Here is a 23792-nt window from a genome sequence, read left to right as displayed (position 1 = left end):
GACCTGTGACCAACGGAGAGTGCCATCATGTTCATGCGTGTCGATCAGCTTCAGGCTGAGCTACCCGCCCCGAAACGGGCCGACCCGAATGCCGCCGCCGCGCTTCAGGAACTGCTCGGCGGCAAATATGGCGAGATGTCCACGCTCGGGAACTACATGTTCCAGAGCTTCAACTTCCGCTCCAAGGACAAGCTGCGACCGTTCTACAGTTTGGTCGCATCCATTACGGCCGAAGAGCTCGGCCATGTCGAACTGGTATCGAACGGCGTCGCCATGCTCGCCAACGGGCCGGACAAGCCCAACGGCGACAAGGGCGACGGCGGCGACATCTCGGGCGCGCCCTTCGTTGACATGAAGGACATGCGCAACGCGGCCGCCTTCCTGTCGGCCGGCGGCGGTGCGATGCCGGTCAATTCCAACGGCATTTCATGGAACAACGACTTCGTCACGACAACCGGCAATGTCGTGGTCGATCTTCTCCACAATTTCCACCTGGAATGCGGCGCGCGGTTGCACAAGCTGCGGGTCTACGAGACCTTGACCGATCCGACAGGCCGCGAGGTCTGCGGCTATCTTCTGGTGCGCGGCTCCGTCCACGCACATGCCTACGCCCTGGCGCTGGAGAAGATCACCGGCGTCAAGATCAAGGATTTTCTGCCGACGCCGAACATTCCGCTCAGCAAGATCCCGGAATGCCAGAAGTATCTGGACGAAGGCTCGCATCGCCGGCTCTATACGTTCAGCCCCAACGACTACAAGGAAATGGCGGGCATCTGGGGCAATGGCGAGGTCGCCCTGCCCGACGATCCGCAGGGCGAACTCGAAGTGGTCGACGGCCATCCCGAGGGCGGCAAGATTCACCAGCTGACCGGCGTGCCTTCGGCCTTCACGCCGGACTACGCGCCGGAAGAAATGTTCGAGATCGCGCAGAAGCTCTATAAGGCATCGCGCTGATTTTCGGCCTCTGAGACAGGCGGCGGCCAGTCCCGCCGCCGATCACACGAACCATCGAAGCGGTCCGGCGGGTTTCCCCATCCGGGCCGCTTTCGTTTGGGTGGAGAGCGCGCCGGGCCGGGTCCGCGCGGCTTTGTCTCACTGGGCGAACGGGCCGGACCTTCCGAGGTTGACCGACATGCTGCACGATCCCCGATCCGCTTCCCGGCCAAAAGGCCTCTGGCTTCCCCGCCGAGTCCTGGTCACCGCCTCTGCGCTGGCGCACGCGCATGGCCGGGCGATCGCCGAGCGGGCTGAAGGTCTCGGCCTTGCCGTCGAGCGCCTCGCCACGGATCGCCTGCCGCTGGACCGCGCCGCCGATCCCAAACGCGGCTACGCCGCCGCCAAGTCGACCCTCGCGGTCGTGGTCGCCCCGCCCTCCAAGCTGAAGCTCCAGCCGATCGCGCCGAGTGCCGACTGGCGGGTGGACCTTGCCGAAGGCTGCCCGGCCCACTGCAGCTACTGCTATCTCGCCGGCTCGTTGAAAGGGCCGCCGATCACCCGCGTCTATGCCAATCTCGACGACATCTCCGCCGCCCTGCCGCGCTATCTCGGCCAGGGCATGGTGACCTCGCGAAGCGACGCGCGGGCAGGCGAGGGGACGACCTTCGAGGCCTCCTGCTACACCGATCCGCTGGCGATCGAACCGGTGACAGGCTCGCTCTCGACGCTCATCACCCGCTTCGGAAAGTGGGACGCGGACGTGCAACTGCGCTTCACCACCAAGTTCGCCGGGGTCGAGCCGCTGCTGGAGCTCGACCATCGCGGCCGCACTCGCATGCGCGCCTCGCTGAACCCCGCGGCTTTCGGGCGGTTCGAGGGCGGCACGGCCAAGGTCGGCGAGCGGCTTCTGGCGCTGCGCCGAATGGCAGACGCCGGCTATCCCATCGGCCTCACGATCGCGCCAATCATCGCCGCCGAGGGCTGGCGCGAGGCCTATGGCACCTTGATCGGCGACATCGCCGCTGTGCTGGGCGACGCGCCCGAGACGGCCGATCTGACGGTGGAACTCATCACCCATCGCTACACGCCGGGCTCGAAGGCGGTTCTACAAAGCTGGTATCCCGGCTCCGATCTCGACATGAGCGGACAGGACCGTCGCGAAAAACGCACGCGCTTCGGCGCGGTGAAGCAGGTCTACGACGCCCCGACCATGGCGGCCCTGCGCGGCTTCTTCACCAGCGAACTCGCCGCCAAGCTGCCGACCGGCCGCATCCTGTATTGGACCTGACGGGCGGACTGCGAGGGCAGGCCCCGCCGTCCGAAAGTCGGTCAGCCCGTGGCGCGGATCACGGCGCCGAGCGTGTCGGCCATTTCGGCGATCTCCTCCGCCTGCACGATCAGCGGCGGGGACAGGGCAATGATGTCGCCGGTGACGCGGATCAGAAGCCCGCGCTTCAGGCATTCCACGAAGACCTCGTAAGCCCGCGCTCCCGGCGCGCCTTCGCGCGGCTGAAGCTCGATGCCGGCGACGAGGCCGATCGTGCGGATGTCGATGACATGGGGCAGGCCGCGAAGCCCGTGGATCGTGTCGGACCAGGTGCCGGCCAGGTCGGCGGCGCGGGTCAGAAGGCCTTCCTCCTCGTAGATCTCCATCGTCGCGAGGCCCGCCGCGCAGGCGGCGGGGTGGCCGGAATAGGTGTAGCCGTGGAACAGCTCGATCGCGCCTTCCGGCCCCTGCATCAGCGCATCGTGCAGCTTGCGGCTGGCGAACACCGCGCCCATCGGGATGACGCCGTTGGTGAGGCCCTTGGCGGTGGTCACGAGATCGGGCACCACGCCGAAATGATCGGTCGCGAACGGGCTGCCCAGCCGCCCGAAGCCCGTGATGACCTCGTCGAAAATGAGAAGAATGCCGTGCCGGTCGCAGATCGCGCGCAGCCGTTCGAGATAGTTCTTGGGCGGCAGGAGGACGCCGGTCGAGCCCGCCACCGGCTCCACGATGCAGGCCGCGATCGTCTCCGCCCCGTGCAGAGCCACAAGCCGCTCCAGATCGTCGGCGAGATCGGCGCCGTGTTCGGGCAGCCCGTCCTTGGTGAAGGCGTTTCGCGCCAGATCATGCGTGTGGCGCAGATGGTCGGCACCTGGCAGGAGCGGGAAGACGCGGCGATTGTTGACGAGGCCGCCCACCGTGATGCCACCGAAGCCGACGCCGTGATAGCCGCGCTCGCGGCCGATCAGGCGCGTGCGCGTGCCCTGGCCGATGGCGCGCTGGTAGGCGATCGCGATCTTCAACGCGGTGTCGACCGATTCCGAGCCCGAGCCGGTGAAGAAGATGCGGTCGAGCTTGCCGCCCTGCGGCCCCGGCGCCATAGCGGCCAGCCGCTCGGCGAATTCGAAGGCGATGGGATGGCCCATCTGAAAGGTCGGAGCATAGTCCAGCGTCAGAAGCTGGCGCTCCACCGCGCTGGCGATGCGCTTGCGGCCATGGCCCGCATTGACGCACCAGAGGCCTGCCGTGCCGTCCAGCACCGGGCGGCCCTCCATATCGGTGTAGCGCATGCCCTCGGCCGAGACGAGGAGACGCGGCGCCTGCTTGAACTGCCGGTTGGCCGTAAACGGCATCCAGAAACTGTCGAGCGAGGGCGTGTTGGGGCGGGTGTGAATGGTCATGACGCGTCTCCGGACAGGGTCGCGCCAGAATGGGCCGATCCCGGGCGCGAACAAGTCCTTTTCTCGCTCACCCCAACCCCTTGATTTGACATGGTCGACTGCGCCAGTGTTCGATGAATCGAACAAGAGGAACGCGCGGCATGACGGACGATATCGGCGGGCGGCTGCGGCACCTGCGCTTGGCGCATGGCCTTTCGCAGCGCCAGCTCGCCAAGCGGGCGGGCGTCACCAATTCCACCGTCTCGCTGATCGAGGCGAACGCCACGAATCCATCGGTCGGCGCGTTGAAGCGCATTCTCGACGGCATCCCGATCGGTCTGGCCGAGTTCTTCGCCTTCGAGCCGGAGCGGCCGAAGCAGGCCTTCTATCAGGCGGAGGAACTGGTGGAGATCGGCAAGGGGCCGATCTCCTATCGGCAGGTGGGTGAGAGCCTGTTCGGCCGCTCGCTGCAGATCCTGAAGGAGTGCTACCAGCCCGGCGCCGACACGGGAAAGGTGCCGCTCGTCCACGAGGGCGAGGAGGGCGGCATCGTCCTGTCGGGCCGGCTGGAGGTGACGGTGGACGACGAGCGCCGCATTCTCGGCCCCGGCGACGCCTATTATTTCGAAAGCCGGCGCCCACATCGCTTCCGTTGCGTCGGTCCGAACCCGTGCGAGGTCGTCAGCGCCTGCACGCCGCCGACGTTCTAATTGGCGATCTCGTGCAGCCTCACGCTCGGCTCCACCGTTCGGGCGAGGTCGCAGAGGTGCCGGTGATGGGTGAGGTAGATCACCTGCCCGTGGCGCGACAGCGCCGCCAGAAGCCGCAGCACCTCTTCCGAGCGCGGCTCGTCGAAGGTCTCCATGATGTCGTCGGCGAGGAAGGGAACCGGCGCGCGGGCTCTGGCGAACTCCTCGTAGCCGGCCAGGCGCAGCGCGAGATAAAGCTGGAAGCGGGTGCCCTTGGACATGTCCATGGCAAGGCGCGAGCCGCCCGCGCGCGTCAGCCCGATCAGCGTTTCCCGGTCCTTCTCGGCCTGCGTGGCGAGGCCGGCATAGTCGCCCCGCGTCATGGTGCTGAAAGCCTGCGAGGCGCGGTCCATCATGGCGGAGCGGTGCCGGTCGCGGTAGAGGCGTAGCGCATCGCCGGCGATCAGCGCGCCCGCCCGGAGGCGCAGCGCGCGCGTCGCCAACTCTTCCATTTCGAGGATCGCCACCCGCCGCTCGCCCATCAGACGCGCCACGGCGTCGTCCCCGCCGATCCGCTCCAGCGCGTCGGCCGCATCGCTCTTGGCGCGAAACAGCGTCTCGCGTCGGGCTTCGAGGTCCTTCAGGCGCGCGTCCAGCGCTCCGCGCTCGGCCTCCAGCGTCTCTTCGTCGGCCTCCGCCAGATGCGCGCGCGCCTCTTCAAGCGAGGCGACGCCGAGATCGGCGAGGATGTCGCGCTCCCAATCCTGAAGACGCGCTTCGCGACGGGCGCGTTCAGCGGCCGCCTCCAAGCAGGGACCGACCTCGGCTAGGGTCTCGACGTCGAAGGCGGAGATCATCGCCTCGCCCTCGGCGGCGAGCCGCGCCTGCGCCTCCCGCAGATCGGCGTGTTCTGAGGAAAGGCGCTCCAACTCGCCATCGAAATGGCGCAGCGCCTGCGCCCGGCGCTCCGCCGTCTCGATTTCGCCGGCCAAGCGCTCCGCCCGGGCGGCGAGGGCGGCCTCGTCCAGCGCGAGGCCGGAGGCGGAGATCAGGCCGTCCAGCGCCTCGGCGAAGTGGCGGCGGTTCTCCTCCATGGTCTCGACCCGGTGCTGCAGATCGGCCACCGCACGCAGGCGGACCGGAAGCTCGGCCAAAACCGGCAGCATCTCGCGCACCGCACCGACCAGCGGGCCGAGCGCGGCAAAGCCCAACTCGTCGCCCGCCTTCGCCGGGGCGAAGCGAGGTCCGAACTGGGAGGCCAAGCCGCTGTCGCTCAAGAGACGCCGCCAACTTGCCGCCCATTCCTCGGCCAAGCGGCGGGCGCCTTCCGCGTCGCGCCGCCGCCGCTCCAGATCGAGCCGCCGCCCTTCCAGGTCGCGGGTGGCGGCCGCGCGCCGCGCGCCCGCTTCCGTCGCCTCGGTCAGAACCGCGTCGGCGGCATCGCTCAACAGAGCCAGATCCCCGCCGGCAGGCTCGCGGCCCAGCGCGCTCAGCGCCTCGCACAAGCCCTCGCGCAGTCGCACGGCCTCGGCTTCCGCCTCCTCCTGCGCCGTCTCGGCTTCGTCCAGGGCGGAGAAGGCGTCCAGCGCGTCCGCTCGGCGGCGCGAAAACGCGTCGAGCCGCGATAGAAGAGCGACGCCATCGCCCTCCTCCCCGCGCAGGGCGGACGGCAGGGCGCTCGCGATCTCGGCTGCGATCCGCACGCGGTCGCGCCCGGCCTCGTCGGCCAGTTCGCGCCAGCGCTCGGCGGCGGTCTCGGCGGTGGCGAGCGCTGCGCCGAGCTGGCGCAACTCCCCGAGTTCGCGCGCCTGGGCAAGGCGGCGCTGCGACAGCCCATCATCCGCCTTCAACAGGGTCTCGAAGCGCTCGGCGGTGGCCTCGCTCAAACTCCCGCGATGCGCCGCCCAGGCCGCGTCACGCTCGCCCCGCAGACGTTCGGCATGGGCGTCGTCGATCGCCCCGGCGCTTTTTTCCATCGCGCCGAGCCGGGTCGCGGACAGCCGCGCCTCCGTCTCGGCCTCGCGCAGCCGGTTCAGCGCCTCCGCCTCGCGGCGTTCGGTTTCCCCGAGGCGCGCCCGCCAACCGGCGAGCCGGTCGCTGTCGGGCAGATGCAGGGCGCGCAGCTGCGAGGCTTCCCCGGACCAGGGTCGAAGCGCATCGAGCCGGGCGGCGAGGGCCTGACGGCGCTTGGCCGCCTCGCCGCGCCAATGGGCGAGCCGCCCCGCCGCGTCGCTGCGCCGGGCCAGCGCGCGGGCGGTGTCGAGCACGGCCAGAGCCGAGGCGTCGAAGCCTTCGGCCTCGCCCGTGGCACGGCCGGTCTCGGCGGTCTCCAGCCGATGCGCAGCCTCCGCCTCCTCGCCCAAGGCGGCTTCCAGCTTTTGTTCCAGCGCCAGCCGCGCGTCGATCCGCTCGCGAAGCGAACCCAGCACCGGCGCGGGCAGGACGAGCGCCGCCGGGGCCGTTCCCTCGGGCGCGCCGAGGAGGGCCAGCGTTTCGCGGAGATGCGCCGCCGCCGCGTCGAGCTCGCGCCGACGCCGGGGCAGATCGTCCTCGGCGGTCAGGGCTCGGGCGCGGTCGCCTTCCAGCGCGCGCCAGCGAGGCTGAAGCGAGAGAAGGGCGGGTTCCGGCTGGCTGGCGGCCCGCTCGGTCTCGATCCGCGCCCGGTCGCTCTCGATCCTGCGAAGCGCTGCGTCCACCCGCGCGCTTTCCGCCAGGAGCTTGGGAAAGCTGTCGCGCCAGGAGGCGGGCGGCCGGGGCGCGGCGCCCTCCGTTTCCAGCGCCTCGGCCAGCGCGGCATGGTCGCGCAGCCGGGGCAGCGCCCGCAACGCGGCCTCGATCTCGCGCCAGCGACGACGCAAGCCACCGAGTTCGGAAATCACCGCTTCGTAGCTCTCGCTTGCCTTCGCAAGCTCGCCGGCCAGCGCATTGTGCCGCGAGGCGGCCGTATCGATCTCGTTGCGCTTGGTGTCCAGCGCCTCGATGCGCTGGCGAAGGGCATAGATCGCGGTGGAGCGCGCCTGCTTGCGGTGGATCGCGTCGGCCTCGTCCTGCGCGCGAACCAGTGCCGCGCTGATGCCGGCAAGGCCCGCGCTGGCGGAGAAGAGAAGCTCGCCGAGATCGCCCCGGCTCTGCAGAATGGCCTCGCCGCCGGCCTCCAGCGTCTCGTCGTCCAGCGAGAACATGGCGCGGTAGCTTTCGCGCGACAGGCCGCCCAACGCGCCGGCGAGCAGGGCCTCGTTTACGCCCTGGCCGGCGCCGTCGGTGAGCGAGCCCGTGCGCTGCTTGCGGCGGATCAAATGGCGCTCGGCCCCGTCGATCTCCAACAGCGCGCCGACTTCCATCGCGGAATAGGGATGCAAAAAATCGTAGCGCGACTTCTGCTCGATACCGAAGAGAAGGTCGAGAAAGCCGGAAAGCGAGGTCGATTTGCCCGCCTCGTTCAATCCGTAGACGATGTGGAAATCCGGCGCGCCGGGCGTCGATGGGCCGAAATCGAGCCGATTGTCGGTGAAGCGGCCGTAGCGCGTGAGATCGAGGCGGCGAAGGCGCATCAGGCGTCCTCCTCCGCGCCGAGGCTGAGCCGGGCCAGCATGTCCTCGCCGGCCTCCACCATGAGCTTGTCCAGAAAGGCTTCGAACTCCGCTTCGGTGCGTCCCGCGAAATCGCGCGCATCGCTCGGCAGCTCGTCGCGCAGCTTCTCGGCCAGCGCCCGCACGGCCTCCCGCGTGCCATGGGCTTTCGCGACATCCTCGCGCATCAGCCGGCCCAGCTCGGCCAGCGGCCCCGCCGCCTCCCGCTCATTGCCCGGCGGCTCGGTCTCCACCGCGATCTTCTCCACGAAGGTCCGGCCGACCCGCTCGGCCCGGGCCGAGGCTTCGGCATGGAGGAGATCGCCGTCACGCCGCAGACGAAAGGCGAGCGGGGTGCGACCCTTGAGATGCAGGCGAGCCACCAGAACGGCGGAGCGGGCCGGGGCGCGCGCGTCTTCCAGCGCCCGGCCGATGCGCTCGATCGCCTCGCGCCAGTCCTCGACGCCGGACAGATCCACGGACACGCGGGCGAACTCGGCAAGCGAGGTCACGCGCTCCTCGATCTCGACCGTGCGATCGTCGCGGATGGTGACGAGCGTTACGCCCTTCGGCCCGCCTTCGTTGACATCCCGCCCCTGCGGCATGCCCGGCATGACGACACGCCCGCCGGCATCGCCATAGGCCGTGCGGCCGTGCACATGGCCGAGCGCCCAGTAGGAAAAGCGCGTCGCCTGAAGCTCGGGGACCGAGGTCGGCGCATAGACGTCGTGCCCCGGCGCGCCGGCGAGACTGGTATGGAGGAGGCCGATATTGGCCGTGTCCGGCAAGGCCGGCTTGAATTTCGGCAGAAGGCTTTCGGGCGCCTGCGGCTTGGCGAAGCTGACCCCATGCACGGCGACTTCGAGCGCCCCCTTGGGAATGCGCACGATCTCGGCCCGTCCGCCGAACACATGGACATTGGGCGGCAGGACGAGTTCGGCGGTGATGCGCGACATCGCGTCGTGATTGCCGCGAATCTTGAAGACGCGCACGCCGCCGGCATGGAGCCGTTCCATCTCGCGCGCCAGGAAGCGCGCCGTCTTCATGGAGGTCTGCTCGCCGTCATAGAGATCGCCGGCGATCACGAGCGCGTCCACCTGTTCTTCCAGGCAGAGATCGACGATCGCCGACAAGGCCCGGCGGGAGGCATCGCCGATCAGTTCGGCCAGATCGGGATCACGCAAGGAAAGGGAGCGAAGGGGCGAGTCAAGATGGAGATCGGCGGTGTGGACGAAGCGAAAGGCCATGGCTCGTGTCTATCACGCCGCCTTGCGCCTGACACGCGGCAGAGGCGCGGCGTCCACCACTTCCTGCAACCGAAGCTGACGCAACGAAACGAGGCAAATGCCGCATGGACGACTGGGGTCCAAGGCTTCCCTTTCGCTTCCATTATTCGAATAATCATCACGCCTCGACAGGGCTTGCTTCTCCCATCAGCTCCCGTTTCATAGCGCAAAAAACAATCGCGTAAAAAACTGTTTCGCACCCGTAATGTTTGTTCCAGCGACTGATTTTATTCCGTCGAACTTATCATACCTGTTAGACATATTTGGTTGGCTCCATATATTATAAGCGACTTATATAATTAGGAGGAAGCCATCATGCGGTCCACTGCCCCGCCTAACCCCGCCACGAGCCGCAAGACGGATGAGAGCGACCTTGTCCAACCTCTAATTGCCATTTCCAAAGCCACGCGCCAGCTCGTCGCCATTCGCCTCGCAGAGATCGGCGTCGTGGCCGGGCAGGATCAGCTGCTCGACGCCCTGGATCGAACCGAGCCGCGTAGCGTCTGCGGCGTGGCGCAGGATCTGACCGTACGCCCGTCCACCGTCTCGAAAATGCTGGACATCCTCGAGCGGCGCGGCTGGTGCCAGCGTCAGGCCGACGAGGCCGACATGCGCCGTACCTGCGTGCGGCTGACGGAGGAAGGCGAGCGCATGCGCTCGGAGGTCCATCGCATCTGGGCGGACGTGAACGGCGATCTCGGCCGCACCCTGCCGCAGCCGGACCTGCAGGTTCTGACCGCTGCGCTTTGGGACATCGAGCGCCTCGTGTCCGGCCGCCTGTCGCGCCTCCGCTGACGGCGAACGCCGAGCCGCTCTGGAGAGGCCGCGCCGGCCTCTTTCGCCTCTTTTCAGCCCATCTTCGAGCCACAGAGGCGGCGTCCCGCATTCTGTTCCAAATCCTCACCAGACAGGATTTGCGAATTCGGCTCGCGTGGTGGCGCGGTGCCCTGATCTGTTCGAAACGCCGAACGCGCCCCGAGTTCAGGCGAACTGGTAGACCCCGGCCGACGCTGCGTGCTGCGGGCGCAGCCACTCCGAGGGGAGGGTGCGCTTGCGCGCGTCGTCGCGCTTTTCCGGGCGCCGAAGGCCGAACATTTCGAGTTCCGACAAAACGGCGGCGGCATCCTGGCGCGCGCTGGAAAGACCCGGCGCGTCGTCGTCGGTGAGATTGTAGATCGTTCCCCCAGCCAGGAAGGGCGCCTCGAAGGCAGCGCGCAGGCCGAGACCCGCCGGCAGGCGGAAGCTTCGGCAGCTGGCAAGATCCCGCTCGACCCGCCGGGCGATGCGACTGGGAATCGACGTGATGCCGGTTGCGACCAGGGCGCGTCGGCGGGGCTGGCGCTCCGTGGGGGCTTCGCGCAGCATCGCCTCGGTTTCGGCCGCCGCGCTGGCCGACAGGGGCGAAAAGCGCACGGGAATGATGGCCATCGTGGACACGGCCGCAGCCTCGGCCAGCATGCCGTCGCACACGCCCGCGTCGATCACCACGAAGCGGCGTGAGCGACGTCCGAGATGAACCACGTCTTCCAGCTGCGACGGCTTGGTGACGCGAACGACGCCGATCCCCTTCGGGCAGCCCGGCCGCTCCGACCAGTGCGACAGGTCGGGCCGGCGCGCGGCGTCCACAAGAAGGACCTCGGTTCCCAAACGTTCGACGGCGGAGGCCAGAGTTAGGGCCAGGGTCGTCGTGCCCCCGCTGCGAAACGACCCCACCGTCACCACCGTCATCTCCACAACTCCCACTGGAAAAGCGTCGGCCGCATTCATGCAAATGTCATATCGCAGCGCAATCCCTTAGCCGGCAAATCCTCGACGAGGCCAGTTTCGATCCAATTTCGTGTCCAGAAGGATACAGGCTCGGCCTGGAACATTGCGCCATGGCCACTCTCGGTGGACACGGAGCCATCCCTCTTTTGTGCTCTGCAACAAAAGCAGGGCTGCCATGCAAAGCGCACTCTGGCGCTTCGCGGGCGAGGAACCTAAATTCGGACTTGTGAGTTTCGCTGCAGCCTTTCCTCCCATCGGCTGAGGCGACGTGCCGACGGTTCCTCCCACCGAAGGCCACCCATGACGCCCGCTGGTCCTCCCCCAGCGGGCGTTTTTTTATGGCCGTTCGCTTTCCTGAATGGCAGGAAAAATTGAAAACATAAGTTGACTGATCAACTCAACTTGAACAGAACAGCCCTTGACGCCGCCATCGAGCGGCGGGTCCCAAACGGGGTGTACGCATGTCTCGGACCAATGGCCGGCTCGGCTTCCTTTCCGCTTTGATCGGCCTTCTCGCCGGCTCCACTGCCGCCTTCGCGGCGGGTGAGGGAATCACCGTCTACAACGCCCAGCACGAAAGCCTGACCAAGGCCTGGGCCGAAGGCTTCACCAAGGACACCGGCATCCCCGTCACCCTGCGCAAGGGAAGCGACACGGAACTGGGCAACCAGATCGTGCAGGAAGGCGCGGCCTCCCCGGCGGACGTCTTCGTCACCGAGAATTCGCCCGCCATGGCGCTGGTCGACAAGGCCGGTCTCTTCGCGCCGCTCGGTGCCGAGACGCGCGCCGAGGTCCCTGCCGAGTTCCAGCCGGCCAGCGGGCACTGGATCGGCGTCGCCGCGCGCTCGACCGTTTTCGCCTACGACAAGACCAAGCTGAAGGACGGCGCGCTGCCGGCCTCTATCGTCGATCTCGCCAAGCCGGAATGGAAGGGTCGCTGGGCCGCCTCGCCGACGGGCGCAGATTTTCAGGCCATCGTCGCCGCCATGCTGCAGCTGAAGGGCGAAGCCGCGACGCTGGATTGGCTGAAAGCGATGCATGAGAACGCCAAGTTCTACAAAGGCAACAGCGTCGCCATGAAGGCGGTGAACGCCGGCGAGACTGAGGGCGCCGTCATCTATCACTATTACTATTTCGGCGATCAGGCGAAGACCGGCGAGAATTCCGGCAATATCGGCCTGCACTATTTCCGTCACAAGGACCCCGGCGCCTTCGTCAGCATCTCCGGCGCGGGCGTTCTGGCCTCCAGCCAGCACAAGGCGGATGCCGAGGCCTTCGTGAAATGGGTTGCCGGTCCCAAGGGGCAGGAAATCCTGAAGACCGGCAATTCCTTCGAATATGCCGTGGGCAAGGGCGCCGCATCCAACCCCGCCCTCGTGCCGCTGGCCGATCTCGACGCGCCGAAGGTGACGCCGGACGAGCTCGACAACCGCGCCGTGGTGAAGCTCATGACGGAGGCCGGGCTCCTCTGAGCCGGGCGCGCCTCGCATGACCCTGTCCGCTCCGTCCGCAAGCGCGGCGCCCGAGCTGCGCTCCCGCGCCGACGGGTGGAGCGGCCTCGCGCGCTATCGCACGGGCGGACGCCCCGCGCTGCTCGCCGCCGCCGGCCTCGTGTCGGCGCTGGCGCTGCTGCCGCTCGGCTTTATTCTCTGGGTCAGCGTACAGACCGGATGGGAGACGATCGCCACGCTGGTGTTTCGCCCGCGCGTCGGCCAGCTCCTGCTCAACACGCTCGGCCTCGTCGTCTGCGCGCTGCCGCCCTCGATCGCCCTCGCCCTCGCCATGGCCTGGGCGACGGAACGCACCGATCTGCCGGGCGCCCGCTTCTGGGCCTGGCTAGCCGCCGCGCCGCTGGCCGTGCCCGCCTTCGTGCAGAGCTATAGCTGGATTTCGCTGTTCCCGGGCCTTGAGGGTCTGCCGGCGGCGACGCTCCTCTCGGTGCTGGCCTATTTCCCCCTTCTCTACCTGCCCGTCGCCGCGCAGCTTCGCCGGCTCGACCCGGCGCTGGAGGAAGCGGCGGCGGCAAGCGGCCTGTCGCCGGCGCGCATCCTCTGGCGTGTCGTGCTGCCGCAATTGCGGCTGGCGATCTGCGGCGGCAGCCTTCTCGTCGCCCTGCATCTTCTCGCCGAATACGGCCTCTACGTCATGATCCGGTTCGACACATTCACCACCGCGATCGTCGACCAGTTCCAGACCTCGTTCGACGGGCCGGCGGCCAACATGCTGGCCGGCGTCCTCATGCTGCTCTGCCTGGGGCTCGTCCTGTGCGAGCGGGCGTTTCGCGGCAGCGAACGATACGCCAAGGTCGGCTCGGGCGCGGCGAGGGCGCCCAAAAGTGCGCGGCTCGGCGCCTTCATGCCGCTTTGCGTCCTGGGGCTGGCGCTGGTCGCCGCCCTGTCGCTCGGCGTGCCCATCCTCACCCTGGCGCGTTGGCTGTCCTATGGGGGATGGAGTGCCTGGCCGATGGGCGAGATCGGCGCGGCCTTCGGCACCACGCTCCTGCTGGCGCTGGCCGGCGGCTGTCTCGCCACGCTCGCCGCGCTTCCCGTGGCCTGGCTCTCGCTGCGCGCGCCGGGCCGGCTGGTACGCGCCATGGAGGCGGCGCATTACTCTGTCGCCTCGATCCCCGGCGTGGTGATCGCGCTGACGCTGGTGGCCGTCACCGTGCGCGTCGCGCTGCCGCTCTACCAGACCGCCTTCACGCTGCTTGTCGCCTATGCCTTGATGTTCCTGCCGCGTGCGCTGGTCGCCGTGCGCCCGAGCCTCGCGCAGGCGCCGGTGCAGCTTGAGGAGGCAGCCCAGGCGCTCGGCCGAACTCCCGGCCGGGCAATCTTAGAAGTGACGCTGCGGCTTGCCGCGCCCGGCCTTGCCGCCAGCATGGCGCTAGCGGGGCTCGGCATCGCGACCGAGCTCACCGGAACGCTGCTTTTGGCGCCCAACGGCACGGAAACGCTGGCGACGCGCTTTTGGACGCTGACCAGCGAGATCGACTATGTCGCCGCCGCGCCCTATGCGCTTCTCATGGTTCTGATCTCCCTGCCTTTGACGGTGCTCGTGGCCGTGCGGGCCGACAAGGCAAGAGCGCGATGACCCTTCTGCGCCTTGATGGGGTGTCCCGCTTGTTCGGCTCCGTGCGGGCCGTGGACGGCATCGATCTCGCCGTCGCGCCCGCCAGCCGCACGGCCGTGGTCGGCCCGTCCGGCTCGGGCAAGTCGACGCTCCTTCGCCTGATCGCGGGTTTCGAGGCGCCCGATGCCGGCCGCATCACACTGGGCGATCTGGTCCTCGCCGAGCCCGGCCGCGCGCTTCATCCGCACCAGCGCCCGATCGGCCTCGTCTCGCAGGACGGCGCCTTGTTTCCCCATCTCGACCTTGCCGCCAATATCGGCTTCGGCATGGACAAGCGCTTGAAGGACCGGGCCGAGCGCATCCTGGCGCTGATGGATCTGGTGGAACTCGACCGGTCGCTGCGCCATCGCAGGCCGCACGAGCTCTCTGGCGGGCAGCAGCAGCGTGTGGCGCTGGCCCGCGCGCTGGCCCGGCGGCCAAAGCTCATGCTGCTCGACGAGCCCTTCTCGGCGCTCGACGCCGGGCTTCGCGACTCGCTGCGCCGGAAGGTAGCTGAGGTCTTGGAGGCGCAAGGCATCGCCGCCATTCTGGTGACGCACGACCAGGGCGAAGCGCTGACCTTCGCCCATCAGCTCGCCGTCCTGCGCGACGGCCGCCTGCAGCAGGTCGGCGAGCCCCGCGCGCTCTATCTCCAGCCGAATGATGCCGCCACCGCCGCCTTTCTAGGCCCCGCGATCCTGCTCGACGCCGTTCTGGAAGCCGATGGCTGGGCGCACTGCGCGCTGGGGCGCGTGCGAACGAACGAGAGCGGCACCGCCGGCGGCAGCGCGAGGCTCCTCCTGCGCCCCGAGCAGCTTCTGCTGGGGCAGGCTGGCGAGGGGGCCGACGGGATGCGGGCGCGGGTGACCGATGTCGAGTTCGGCGGGCCGGTCTGTCAGGTCGGGCTCGACCTGTCGGGCGCGGCGGGCGAGGGGGTCTCCTTGCGGGTTCCCGTGTCCGGCGCGCTGGCCCCGCGCGCGGGCGAGTTCGTGAGCGTCGAGGTTCGGGGCGCCGCCCATCTCTTCAGGCCCTGACGCCGCCTACGCATCCAAGCAACATCGCCGCCTTCGCAAATGAAGCGCGAGATTATTGCCCCCGGCGCGCCAGGGTTGAAACGTATGAATTTTTTGCGAAATTCGCCATCCGGCGGCTGAGACGGCTCCGGGCTTAACGTCCTGTGCAAAGGCTTTTTCTAAGACGAGCGGACCGGCAGGAGACCGCGACTCATGGACCCGTTTCAGGCGACACCCCGTATCAAGATCAGGCAGTACCGTTTGTTGCTGGTGCTTCAGGCCCTGTCGCTCGCTGGCATGGTGACCTGGTTCCTGTTTCCGGATTTCGAGCCGATCGCCGTGTTCTTCGCCAGCTTCTGTCTCGTCGCGTTGTCGGTCCTGCTTCTCCTGTGGATGCGCCATCGCCTCGGGCGGGAAGTGGTGGCAGCGGAAGTCGAGGCGGCGCGCCAGGTGGCCCTGCTCCAGGCCGATCCGCTGACGGGCGCGATGACGCGGCGCATCTTCATGGAAACGCTGAAGACCGCCACGCGCCCCAGCGCACAGGGCGAACCCTGCTCGCTGGCGCTTCTCGACGTCGATCACTTCAAGTCGCTGAACGACAGCTTCGGCCACAATGTCGGCGACTTCGCGCTGACGCATCTGGTTGAGGTCGCGCGGCGCACCTTACCCGGCGCCTCGATCGGGCGCCTGGGCGGGGACGAGTTCGCCGTGCTCCTGCCTCGTTGCGACGAGGTGCGCGGCCTCGCGCTGATGGACGAGTTTCTGGTCGCTCTGAAGGCGCCGACCTTCGCGGCCACCCGACAGCTCAATCTCAGCGCCTCGATCGGCCTCGTCACCGCGCCCAAGCACACGTCCTTCTTCGAGGAGATGATCCTCCTCGCCGATCTTGCCCTCTACGAAAGCAAGCGGCGCGGGCGCGGGCGGGCCACGGTCTTCGACCCCGACATGCTGAGCGTGAAGCGCAACCGCCGGATGATCGAACGCGATCTGCGGGCCGCGATCATGCTGGACGAGCTGGACCTTCATTACCAGCCGATCACCGACGCCGATCAGACGATCCTGGGCGTCGAGGCGCTGGTGCGCTGGAAGCACCCGGTTCGTGGCATGATCCCGCCCGCCGAATTCATTCCCGTTGCCGAGGAAAGCACGCTGATCGACATGCTGGGCGAATGGGTGCTGCGCCGCGCCTGCCTCGATCTCGAAGACCTGCCGGGCCGGTTCGTCACCGTCAACATCTCGCCCGCTCAGATGCGGCGCAACGATCTTCTGGGCGTGGTGAGGGACGTGCTGAAGGAAACCGGCGCCGCGCCCAACCAGCTCGTTCTGGAGATCACCGAGAACGTCTCGCTCCTTTCGATCCCCGAAGTGCTCGGCCGCATCCAGGCTTTGCGCGCCATGGGCGTCAGGATCGCGCTCGACGATTTCGGAACCGGCCACTGCACCTTCAACTATCTGCAGAGCCTGCCCGTGGACATGGTGAAGATCGACCGTTCCTATGTCTCCCGCCTGCCGGACGATCCGGTTTCGCGCATCTTCGTTTCGGCCGTCATGGAAGTGGCGCGCGCCCTGCGCCTCAGCGTGGTCGCGGAAGGCGTGGAAACGGAGGAGGAGTTCGAGCTGTCGCGCGCCGCTGGCTGCGCGACCTTCCAGGGCTATCTCTTGGGTCGCCCGCTGGCCAAGGCGGATCTGATCCGTACGACCACCCGTGTCGAAGCACCGGTCGAAAGGCGCCAGCTTCTCTCTGCTTGAGGTGGCTCGGCCGGGCGCCGGTCTGCGGCCTCGGGGTGAAAAAAACGTGTTCGCGCCTACATGAGCCTTCCGACAACAAGAGAAGGTTTGTCCATGGCTAGCCGTGTTACCCGCCGCATCGCCCTCGCTTCCCGCCCCAAAGGCGCGCCGACACCGGAGAATTTCCGCCTGGAGGAGGCGGCGCTGGGCGAGCCGAGCGAGGGGCAGGTCGAAGTGCGCAACCTCTTTCTGTCGCTCGATCCCTATATGCGCGGGCGGATGAGCGACGCGCCTTCCTATGCCGAGCCCTTCAAGGTCGGCGAGGCGCTGGGCGGCGCAACGGTCGGGCGAGTCGAAACCTCGCGCCATCCCGACTATTCCGCGGGCGATCTCGTTCTCGGCTTCGGCGGCTGGCAGGAGCGCGCGGTGCTTCCCGCCAAGGAACTGCGCAAGCTCCCCGCCGACCTGCAGAACCCCTCCACCGCGCTCGGCGTCCTCGGCATGCCGGGCTTCACGGGCTGGTGGGGCCTCACCAAGATCGGCCAGCCCAAGGCGGGCGAGACCGTGGTGGTGGCCGCCGCCAGCGGCGCCGTCGGCTCGGTGGTCGGCCAGGTGGCCAAGCAGCGCGGCGCTGAAGTTGTCGGCATCGCGGGCGGGGCCGAGAAGTGCCGCTACGTAACGGAGACGCTCGGCTTCGACGCCTGCATCGACCGGCGCGCGGGCGATTTCGCCGAGCAGCTGAAGGCCGCCGTTCCCAAGGGCATCGACGTTTATTTCGAGAATGTCGGCGGCGCGGTGTTCGACGCCGTTCTCCCGCTTCTGAACGTCCATGCCCGCGTGCCGATCTGCGGCCTGATCTCGGGCTACAACGCGAACGGACTACCGGATGGGCCGGACCGCCTGGGCCTCCTCATGGCGACTCTTCTCAAGAAGCGCATCCGCATGGAAGGCTTCATCATCAGCGACCATTACGGGCCGGACTACTCCGAATTCCTGGCCGAGATGGAGCCCTGGGTTCGAGGCGGGAAGATCCAGTTTCGCGAGGATGTCGTGGATGGGCTGGAGAACGCGCCGAAGGCCTTCATGGGTCTTCTCGAAGGCGAGAACTTCGGCAAGCTCGTCGTGCGCCTCGGCTAGGACGAAGCCTGAGCCCCACGTCTGGCGGGGGCATCGGAGGGGTCAGACGCCCTTCCGGTGCCCCCAGATCAGCGCATGAAGCTGCGGCAGGATGCGCGGCGCGAACCAGCCTTCGGCGAGTGTCTGCTCCACCAGCCAACGCATGCGGTCCATCATGGCGGGGAGATCGGCGCTTTCGCTGCCCGATCGCGCCGCCTCCACGGGATTGCCCGGCTGAAGGAAGACGGGAAGCGCGGGGTGGCGCGCCGCCGCCGCCTTCGCGAAGGCATAGTCGGCCTCGTCGAAGACGACGAATTTCAGCACCACGCGCGGCTTGGCGCCTGCTGCCGCGAGGCAGGCGTCCAGCGCCGACCAGTCCGTCGCCATGCCGCTCGACGGGGGCTTGGGGCTGAGCACCAGCGTTTCCAGCTCGGCAAACCAGTCCCGCGCGACCGAGCCCTGCGTTTCCAAAGCGAAGCCGTAGCCCGCCGCTCGGCCCCGCGCGATCAAGGGGCCGAAGGGCTGGATCGCGGGATTGCCGCCCGACAGCGAGACGGTGAGGGGCCGCCCGCCCGACAGCCGCTCGACCTCCTGCCAGATCGCCTCCGGAGAGAGCGGGCGCCATTCGTCGCGAAAGCTGGCATCCACGGCATGCAGCGTGTCGCACCAGACGCAGCGATAATCACAGCCGCCCGAGCGCACGAACACGGTCGGCTCGCCGATCAGCACGCCTTCGCCCTGGATGGTCGGGCCGAAGATCTCGCTGATGCGGATGGGAGCCTCGCCGCTCACGGGCGATACTCCGCCCAGGTCTTGGGCGTCTCGCTCACCCGCGCCGCCGAGACCTCGGGAAAGCGCACCCGGCACCATTCGAAGAAATGCCGCGCCAGCGTCTCCGCCGTCACATGGTCGTGGCCGAGCACGGCATTGAGATGGCGATGGTCGAAACGCTCGTCGATATAGCGCTTGAGTTCGGACAGGTCGCGATAGTCGCGCACGAAGCCATGCGCGTTCAGCGCCTCGGCCGACAGCTCGATCTCCACGATGTAATTGTGCCCGTGCAGCCGGGCGCAGGGGTGATCGTCCGGCAGGCCGGTCAGCTGATGCGAGGCCGAGAAGTCGAACCGCTTGGTGATCCGGTACATCAGCCCGCCCTCGATGCGACAGCTGCTTGCCAGAAATCGGGGTCCTCGTAGCGGGTCGGGTCCTCGACACCCGCCAAGTGGAAGGCCTCCCGGCGCTCGACACAGGTGCCGCAGCGCCCGCAATGCACCTCGCCGCCCTTGTAGCAGGACCATGTGCGCTCGAACGGCGTTCCGTAGCGCGCACCCTCGCGCACGATGTCGGCCTTGGTCCGGTGGACGAAGGGCGCCAGCAGGTCCACCGAAGCGTAGCCCTCGAGGGCCTTGGCCTGCATGTGCCGGAAGGCGTCGATGAAGTCGGGGCGGCAGTCGGGATAGATGAAATGGTCGCCCCCATGCACCGCGACGGCCACGGCGTCGAGATTCTGGGCGGCCGCCAAGCCGAAGGCGATGGTGAGGAGGATGGCGTTGCGGTTGGGAACGACGGTCGCCTTCATCGTTTCCTCGGCATAGTGGCCGTCCGGCACGGCGACGTCGCTGGTGAGCGCGGAGCCGCTAAGCACGGCGCCGATCGGGCCGATGTCGAGGAGGTGAAAAGGCACGGCGAGGCGCGTCGCGGCCTCGCGCGCGAAGTCGATCTCGCGCTTGTGCCTTTGACCGTAGTCGAAGGTGACAAGCGCGGCGAGATCGCCTTCGCCGGCATATTTTTGCGCAAGCGAAACGGAATCGAGTCCGCCTGAGCAGACGACGAGGGTCTTCATATCGGTGTCCTTGTTTTGACCGGGTAGGCTGCGACCGGCATTCTCGGCCCCGCACCTAACGGACGGGACACGTCCTGTAAATTCTTGGATGTCTCCGAAGGGTCCGGCCGAGGGGTGACCCCAAGCCATGCAACGCGGCACGGCGCCGAACGCGCAACGTCATGCCGCGCACCCGATATCGACGGGCGTCCTGCGGGAAAACGGGTGGCTGGAGGACCCCGGACTCGGCCAGATCGGCGTCGAAGACAGAAGGGAATCGCCGACATGAGCTTTCGCATCACCGGACTTTCGCCCGAACCGTTTCGCCCTCTCTTCGGGCTGAGCGAGACGGAACTGAGGACTCAAAACGTCCTCCGGATGGTCGTGGACGATCATCCCGGCTATCCCGATCGGATCACGCTTCGCGAGGTTCCGAAGGGGGAAACCGTCCTCTTGGTGAACCATGTCTCGATGCCCGAGGCGACGCCCTATCGCGCGAGCCACGCGATCTTCATCTGGGAAGGCGCGAGCGAGCGTTACGACGCGATCGGCGAGGTGCCGGAGGTGATGCGCCGGCGGCTCCTTTCGCTTCGAGGCTTCGACGAGGGGGGCCTTCTGCTGGATGCCGATGTGGTGGATGGCGCGGGGATCGAGACCGTCATCTCGCGTCTCTTCGCCAATCCGTCCATCGCCACCATCCATGTCCACAACGCCAAGCAGGGCTGCTTCTCCGGCCGGATCGACCGCGCCTGACAGCGCCCGGCGAGGGGGCCGGCCCGCCACGGAGGCGGGCCGGCAGGTCTCGTCAGCTCGCGCCCCAGAGCTTGGGCAGCTGCTGAAGGATCGTCAGGATCGACAGGCCGCCGAACAGGAGGAAGGCCCAGACGAGCATTGAGACGCGGAAGGCGCCAGGCCGGATCTCGGGCACCAGCACCTTGCGGTTCAGGACAATCAGGAGGAAGGCGTAGAGGAACATCATCAGTCCGCCGACGCAGGCCGAGATGACGAGGAGCACCAAAGGCTGCGTCAGGCCGCCCAAGAGCACCACGATGCCGACCAGGACGAGGCCCCAGACCAGCCAGAAATAAAGTCGGCTCTCATTGGCGTTCTTGAGGTAGGAGGTGCGCAGGACGTCGGCCGCCAGACGGCTGGTATAGTCGACGATGCCGGTTGCCGCGCCGAACAGCGAGAAGGCGCCGATGAACCAGAACAGGGCGCCGAACCAGCCGCCGACGCGCTCGGCCAGAACCTGCCCCTCGCGCTGCACGAAAGCCACCGAATTGGCGAGGCCCTGCTCCCCGTAGACCGTGGAATAGGCGAGAAGCGAGGTGAAGGTGATCGTGATGAAGGTGATCAGCACGAAGGTCAGCATCTGCTCCCAGTTGGCGAAGCGCCACCAGCGGTTCCACCGCGCCATGTTCTCCGGTGTCGGCTCAAAGACGAAGCCGGTGGAGGGCGCCGCCTCCGGCTGCCCGGTGACGGGGCTGGTGATGCGCGGCACGTAGGAGCCCATGCCGAAGCCCTTGTCGCGAATCCAGTTGGACTGGCAGAGATTCTGGCCGCCGCCCGCGCCCGCAAACGCAAGCGCACCCAGAAGCAGCGCGAAGCCGAGTTCCTTCGACGGGATCGTGGCGGTGGTCACGATCTGCGGTAGCGCGGCCCAATCCTCGGCGGTGATGACGAAGAAGCCGGCGATGAGGATGAGGACGCCGACCGCGGCGATCTTCACCATCTGCAGCCGCTCCAGCATCACGTAGACCACGGGCGCGAGCGTCAGGATCAGCCCGATCACGACCAGAAGCGCGATGGCGATCCAGCGCGGCTCGCCGCCGACGATATAGGACAGAAGCGTCGCCGAGCTCGTCGCCCAGCCCGGCCAGAGATTGGCGAAATAGGCGAGAACGGCGAAGACGAGACCCCAATGGCGCCAGAACCGGCTGAAGCCGGTGAGCACGGTTTCGCCGGTCGCCAACGTGTAGCGCTCGATCTCCATGTTCAGGAAGAACTGCGTCATGACGCCGAGCAGGGCGGCCCAGACGAAGGCCATGCCGACCTGGCTTGCGATATAGGGATAGAGAATGAACTCGCCCGACGAGAGCCCGACGCCGGCGGCGACGATGCCGGGGCCGATCAGGCGCCTCGTGTCGGCGGGCGCGGGCGGCAGTTCGCGGATTTCGGGCCGACCGTGGATGCGGGTGGGGAACAGGTCGGCGGCAGAGCCGACACTCCGTTCTTCGGTTTTCAGCATCATTCCTCCCGAACTGACGAGCCGCGCCCGATGCGGAAACGCGCCCCTTACGCGCCGACACATGGCGGCCGACGGGCCAGAACTAGAGCGGCGCGCTCAACCTTCACCCCCGGCGTGTGGATCGAGCCTGCGCAGCGCGCTCGCTAGGCTCTCCCGGCGGCCCGCTTGGGCAACGAGGCAAGGGCCGCGCCCCATCGAGGCGCGGCCCTTGCGATAATGTGGCCAGGCGAGGGTCAACCGGCGCTGGTGATGCGCGGGGTCATCAGGTCGCCGAACGTTCCGTCCCCGCCGTGGTGGCGCGAGGCGCGGACGAACTCGACGCTGACGCCGGCCTCGACCGCCTCCATGACGGCGTGGTTGAGGCGATGCAACTCGTTGGCGAGCGTGCGGATCGAGGCTTGCTGCGCCTCGGTCAGCGCGGTGGCCTGTTCCTCGGCCCGCTCGCGGACGCGGGTGCGCGGGCGGCTGGTCTCGACAGCGATGGCCGGCGTGCGATCGTCGGTGCCGTGCAGAATGAACATGATGTCGCTCCGTTCTTGGAAATCGAGAGGGCTGTATTATTCGGCGGCCTGGCGCTGGAACTGGCCGTGCTCGGTGGATTCGCCCATGGCCGTGGTGGAGGAGGCGCCGCCGCCGATCGCCAGCGCCACGGCGTCGAAATAGCCGGTGCCAACCTCGCGCTGGTGGCGCGTCGCGGTGTAGCCATCGGCCTCGGCGGCGAACTCGGCCTCCTGCAACTCGCTATAGGCGGCCATCTGCCGGTCGCGGTAGCCGCGCGCCAGTTGGAACATGCCGTGGTTCAGCTGGTGGAAGCCGGCGAGCGTGATGAACTGGAACTTGTAGCCCATCGCGCCCAACTCGCGCTGGAACTTGGCGATCGTCGCTTCGTCCAGATGCCGCCGCCAGTTGAACGAGGGCGAGCAATTGTAGGCGAGCAGCTTGCCGGGATAGACCTTGTGCACCCCTTCGGCGAAGCGTCGGGCCTGATCGAGATCGGGCTTCGAGGTCTCGCACCAGATGAGATCGGCGTGCGGCGCATAGGCGACGGCGCGCGCGATGCAGGGCTCCAGCCCGTTCTTAACCTGGAAGAACCCTTCCGCCGTGCGGCCCTTGTCATAGTCCACGAAGGGCCGGTCGCGCTCGTCGATATCGGAGGTCAGCAGCTTGGCGGCTTCGGCGTCGGTGCGGGCGATCACCAGTGTCGGCACGCCCATGACGTCGGCGGCCAGACGCGCGGCGTTGAGGTTGCGGATATGGGCCATGGTGGGGATCAGAACCTTGCCGCCGAGATGGCCGCATTTCTTTTCCGACGCGAGCTGATCCTCGAAATGAACGCCCGAGGCGCCCGCCTCGATAAAGGCCTTCATGATCTCGAAGGCGTTGAGCGGGCCGCCGAACCCTGCCTCGGCATCCGCCACGATCGGCGCGAACCAGCTCTCGACCGACAGGCCCTCGCCCTCGGCATGTTCGATCTGGTCGGCACGCTGCAGCGTCCGGTTGATGCGCCGGCAGAGTTCGGGCGCGGCATTGGCGGGATAGAGCGATTGGTCGGGATACATGGCGGACGCCGTGTTGGCGTCGGCCGCGACCTGCCAGCCCGAGAGGTAGATCGCCTTCAGCCCGGCGCGGACCATCTGCATGGCCTGGTTGCCGGTGACGGCGCCCAGCGCGTTGACGAAATCGTCGCGGTGCAGAAGCTCCCAGAGGCGTGTGGCTCCGCGCTCGGCCAGGCTGTAGCGGATCTCGATCGAGCCGCGCAGCCGCTCCACATCCTCGGGCCCGTAGGGTCGATGGATGCCGTCGAAGCGCCCGCGCGGGGCACTGGGAACAAGCTTGTGAAAGTCGGTCATGACACTCTCCC

20 protein-coding genes are annotated in these 23792 nt (G+C 67.9%); 10 read left to right on the top strand and 10 right to left on the bottom strand.

The features are described 5' to 3' along the window. Positions 1–27 precede the first annotated feature (27 nt). Positions 28–954: a manganese catalase family protein gene (locus M673_RS18850; RefSeq protein ID WP_061978233.1), complete on the top strand. Its 927-nt coding sequence runs from the start codon at positions 28–30 to the stop codon at positions 952–954. 178 nt (positions 955–1132) lie between these two features. Further along, on the top strand, positions 1133–2224 hold the full coding sequence (locus M673_RS18845; protein ID WP_061978232.1) for an SPL family radical SAM protein: 1092 nt from the start codon (positions 1133–1135) through the stop codon (positions 2222–2224). 41 nt (positions 2225–2265) lie between these two features. Here the strand turns inward: M673_RS18845 and M673_RS18840 are convergent, their stop codons facing one another. Beyond that, on the bottom strand, positions 2266–3606 hold the full coding sequence (locus M673_RS18840) for an aspartate aminotransferase family protein (protein WP_061978231.1): 1341 nt from the start codon (positions 3604–3606) through the stop codon (positions 2266–2268). A gap of 140 nt (positions 3607–3746) precedes the next feature. On the opposite strand from M673_RS18840, the gene M673_RS18835 reads away from it, so the two are divergent. After that, complete coding sequence (locus tag M673_RS18835; RefSeq protein ID WP_061978230.1) at positions 3747–4295, top strand: cupin domain-containing protein; 549 nt, start codon at positions 3747–3749, stop codon at positions 4293–4295. On the opposite strand, the gene M673_RS18830 is transcribed toward M673_RS18835, so the two are convergent. Together M673_RS18830 and M673_RS18825 are read right to left on the bottom strand one after the other, a co-directional pair. Beyond that, positions 4292–7825, bottom strand: a complete 3534-nt coding sequence (locus M673_RS18830) for an AAA family ATPase (RefSeq protein ID WP_061978229.1) — start codon at positions 7823–7825, stop codon at positions 4292–4294. The genes M673_RS18835 and M673_RS18830 overlap by 4 nt on opposite strands. After that, positions 7825–9090 (bottom strand): metallophosphoesterase family protein, encoded by a 1266-nt coding sequence (locus M673_RS18825; protein ID WP_061978228.1) that lies wholly within the window; start codon positions 9088–9090, stop codon positions 7825–7827. The genes M673_RS18830 and M673_RS18825 overlap by 1 nt, the downstream gene beginning before the upstream one ends. A gap of 354 nt (positions 9091–9444) precedes the next feature. On the opposite strand from M673_RS18825, the gene M673_RS18820 reads away from it, so the two are divergent. After that, entirely contained in the window at positions 9445–9924 is a 480-nt protein-coding gene (locus M673_RS18820; RefSeq protein WP_061978227.1) for a MarR family winged helix-turn-helix transcriptional regulator, read from the top strand. 186 nt (positions 9925–10110) lie between these two features. Here M673_RS18820 and M673_RS18815 read toward each other — a convergent pair whose 3' ends face one another. After that, positions 10111–10857, bottom strand: coding sequence for a hypothetical protein (locus M673_RS18815; RefSeq protein ID WP_061978226.1), 747 nt, complete (start codon positions 10855–10857; stop codon positions 10111–10113). A 500-nt stretch (positions 10858–11357) separates the two neighbouring features. On the opposite strand from M673_RS18815, the gene M673_RS18810 reads away from it, so the two are divergent. From M673_RS18810 to M673_RS18790, 5 genes are all read left to right on the top strand, one after another. Next, positions 11358–12368: an iron ABC transporter substrate-binding protein gene (locus M673_RS18810; RefSeq protein WP_082639851.1), complete on the top strand. Its 1011-nt coding sequence runs from the start codon at positions 11358–11360 to the stop codon at positions 12366–12368. Positions 12369–12384: 16 nt separating this feature from the next. Continuing rightward, positions 12385–13986, top strand: coding sequence for an ABC transporter permease (locus M673_RS18805; protein WP_082639848.1), 1602 nt, complete (start codon positions 12385–12387; stop codon positions 13984–13986). Further along, positions 13983–15038 (top strand): ABC transporter ATP-binding protein, encoded by a 1056-nt coding sequence (locus M673_RS18800; RefSeq protein ID WP_061978225.1) that lies wholly within the window; start codon positions 13983–13985, stop codon positions 15036–15038. The genes M673_RS18805 and M673_RS18800 overlap by 4 nt, the downstream gene beginning before the upstream one ends. Positions 15039–15230: 192 nt before the next feature. Further along, positions 15231–16766: a putative bifunctional diguanylate cyclase/phosphodiesterase gene (locus M673_RS18795; RefSeq protein WP_061978224.1), complete on the top strand. Its 1536-nt coding sequence runs from the start codon at positions 15231–15233 to the stop codon at positions 16764–16766. Positions 16767–16853: 87 nt separating this feature from the next. After that, a complete protein-coding gene (locus M673_RS18790; protein ID WP_443111188.1) occupies positions 16854–17882 on the top strand; it encodes an NADP-dependent oxidoreductase in 1029 nt (342 codons plus the stop codon). A gap of 42 nt (positions 17883–17924) precedes the next feature. Here the strand turns inward: M673_RS18790 and queE are convergent, their stop codons facing one another. Genes queE through queC form a run of 3 tightly spaced genes read right to left on the bottom strand, consistent with a single transcriptional unit; the run spans position 17925 to position 19704 of the window. Then, positions 17925–18653 (bottom strand): 7-carboxy-7-deazaguanine synthase QueE, encoded by a 729-nt coding sequence (gene queE / locus M673_RS18785; RefSeq protein WP_061978222.1) that lies wholly within the window; start codon positions 18651–18653, stop codon positions 17925–17927. Next, the gene (gene queD, locus M673_RS18780; protein ID WP_061978221.1) at positions 18650–19006 is read right to left on the bottom strand and encodes a 6-carboxytetrahydropterin synthase QueD; all 357 of its coding nucleotides are present in this window, start codon (positions 19004–19006) and stop codon (positions 18650–18652) included. Before queD ends, queE begins: the two co-directional genes overlap by 4 nt. Then, entirely contained in the window at positions 19006–19704 is a 699-nt protein-coding gene (queC, locus tag M673_RS18775; protein ID WP_061978220.1) for a 7-cyano-7-deazaguanine synthase QueC, read from the bottom strand. Before queC ends, queD begins: the two co-directional genes overlap by 1 nt. Positions 19705–19968: 264 nt before the next feature. Here queC and M673_RS18770 point away from each other — a divergent pair, with 264 nt between their 5' ends. Continuing rightward, positions 19969–20436 carry a DUF1203 domain-containing protein gene (locus M673_RS18770; protein ID WP_061978219.1) on the top strand — a complete coding sequence of 156 codons (468 nt, stop codon included), beginning with the start codon at positions 19969–19971 and terminating at the stop codon, positions 20434–20436. 52 nt (positions 20437–20488) lie between these two features. Here the strand turns inward: M673_RS18770 and M673_RS18765 are convergent, their stop codons facing one another. From M673_RS18765 to aceA, 3 genes are all read right to left on the bottom strand, one after another. Next, positions 20489–21931, bottom strand: coding sequence for an Nramp family divalent metal transporter (locus M673_RS18765; protein WP_061978313.1), 1443 nt, complete (start codon positions 21929–21931; stop codon positions 20489–20491). 233 nt (positions 21932–22164) lie between these two features. Next, positions 22165–22452 carry an SMc00767 family acetate metabolism repressor gene (locus M673_RS18760; protein ID WP_148640185.1) on the bottom strand — a complete coding sequence of 96 codons (288 nt, stop codon included), beginning with the start codon at positions 22450–22452 and terminating at the stop codon, positions 22165–22167. 36 nt (positions 22453–22488) lie between these two features. Beyond that, positions 22489–23781 carry an isocitrate lyase gene (gene aceA / locus M673_RS18755; protein ID WP_061978218.1) on the bottom strand — a complete coding sequence of 431 codons (1293 nt, stop codon included), beginning with the start codon at positions 23779–23781 and terminating at the stop codon, positions 22489–22491. Between the last annotated feature and the right edge of the window lie 11 nt (positions 23782–23792).

It is taken from the genome of Aureimonas sp. AU20 (assembly GCF_001442755.1).
Taxonomy (GTDB): Bacteria; Pseudomonadota; Alphaproteobacteria; order Rhizobiales; family Rhizobiaceae; genus Aureimonas.
This window is presented reverse-complemented; position numbering and strand designations above follow the sequence as displayed.

Bases quoted from the DNA above. Each gene is read 5' to 3' on its own strand.
- M673_RS18850 (WP_061978233.1), top strand. From the start codon at position 28: ATGTTCATGCGTGTCGATCAGCTTCAGGCTGAGCTACCCGCCCCGAAA.
- M673_RS18845 (WP_061978232.1), top strand. From the start codon at position 1,133: ATGCTGCACGATCCCCGATCCGCTTCCCGGCCAAAAGGCCTCTGGCTT.
- M673_RS18840 (WP_061978231.1), bottom strand. From the start codon at position 3,606: ATGACCATTCACACCCGCCCCAACACGCCCTCGCTCGACAGTTTCTGG.
- M673_RS18835 (WP_061978230.1), top strand. From the start codon at position 3,747: ATGACGGACGATATCGGCGGGCGGCTGCGGCACCTGCGCTTGGCGCAT.
- M673_RS18830 (WP_061978229.1), bottom strand. From the start codon at position 7,825: ATGCGCCTTCGCCGCCTCGATCTCACGCGCTACGGCCGCTTCACCGAC.
- M673_RS18825 (WP_061978228.1), bottom strand. From the start codon at position 9,090: ATGGCCTTTCGCTTCGTCCACACCGCCGATCTCCATCTTGACTCGCCC.
- M673_RS18820 (WP_061978227.1), top strand. From the start codon at position 9,445: ATGCGGTCCACTGCCCCGCCTAACCCCGCCACGAGCCGCAAGACGGAT.
- M673_RS18815 (WP_061978226.1), bottom strand. From the start codon at position 10,857: ATGACGGTGGTGACGGTGGGGTCGTTTCGCAGCGGGGGCACGACGACC.
- M673_RS18810 (WP_082639851.1), top strand. From the start codon at position 11,358: ATGTCTCGGACCAATGGCCGGCTCGGCTTCCTTTCCGCTTTGATCGGC.
- M673_RS18805 (WP_082639848.1), top strand. From the start codon at position 12,385: ATGACCCTGTCCGCTCCGTCCGCAAGCGCGGCGCCCGAGCTGCGCTCC.
- M673_RS18800 (WP_061978225.1), top strand. From the start codon at position 13,983: ATGACCCTTCTGCGCCTTGATGGGGTGTCCCGCTTGTTCGGCTCCGTG.
- M673_RS18795 (WP_061978224.1), top strand. From the start codon at position 15,231: ATGGACCCGTTTCAGGCGACACCCCGTATCAAGATCAGGCAGTACCGT.
- queD (WP_061978221.1), bottom strand. From the start codon at position 19,006: ATGTACCGGATCACCAAGCGGTTCGACTTCTCGGCCTCGCATCAGCTG.
- queC (WP_061978220.1), bottom strand. From the start codon at position 19,704: ATGAAGACCCTCGTCGTCTGCTCAGGCGGACTCGATTCCGTTTCGCTT.
- M673_RS18770 (WP_061978219.1), top strand. From the start codon at position 19,969: ATGAGCTTTCGCATCACCGGACTTTCGCCCGAACCGTTTCGCCCTCTC.
- M673_RS18765 (WP_061978313.1), bottom strand. From the start codon at position 21,931: ATGCTGAAAACCGAAGAACGGAGTGTCGGCTCTGCCGCCGACCTGTTC.
- M673_RS18760 (WP_148640185.1), bottom strand. From the start codon at position 22,452: ATGTTCATTCTGCACGGCACCGACGATCGCACGCCGGCCATCGCTGTC.
- aceA (WP_061978218.1), bottom strand. From the start codon at position 23,781: ATGACCGACTTTCACAAGCTTGTTCCCAGTGCCCCGCGCGGGCGCTTC.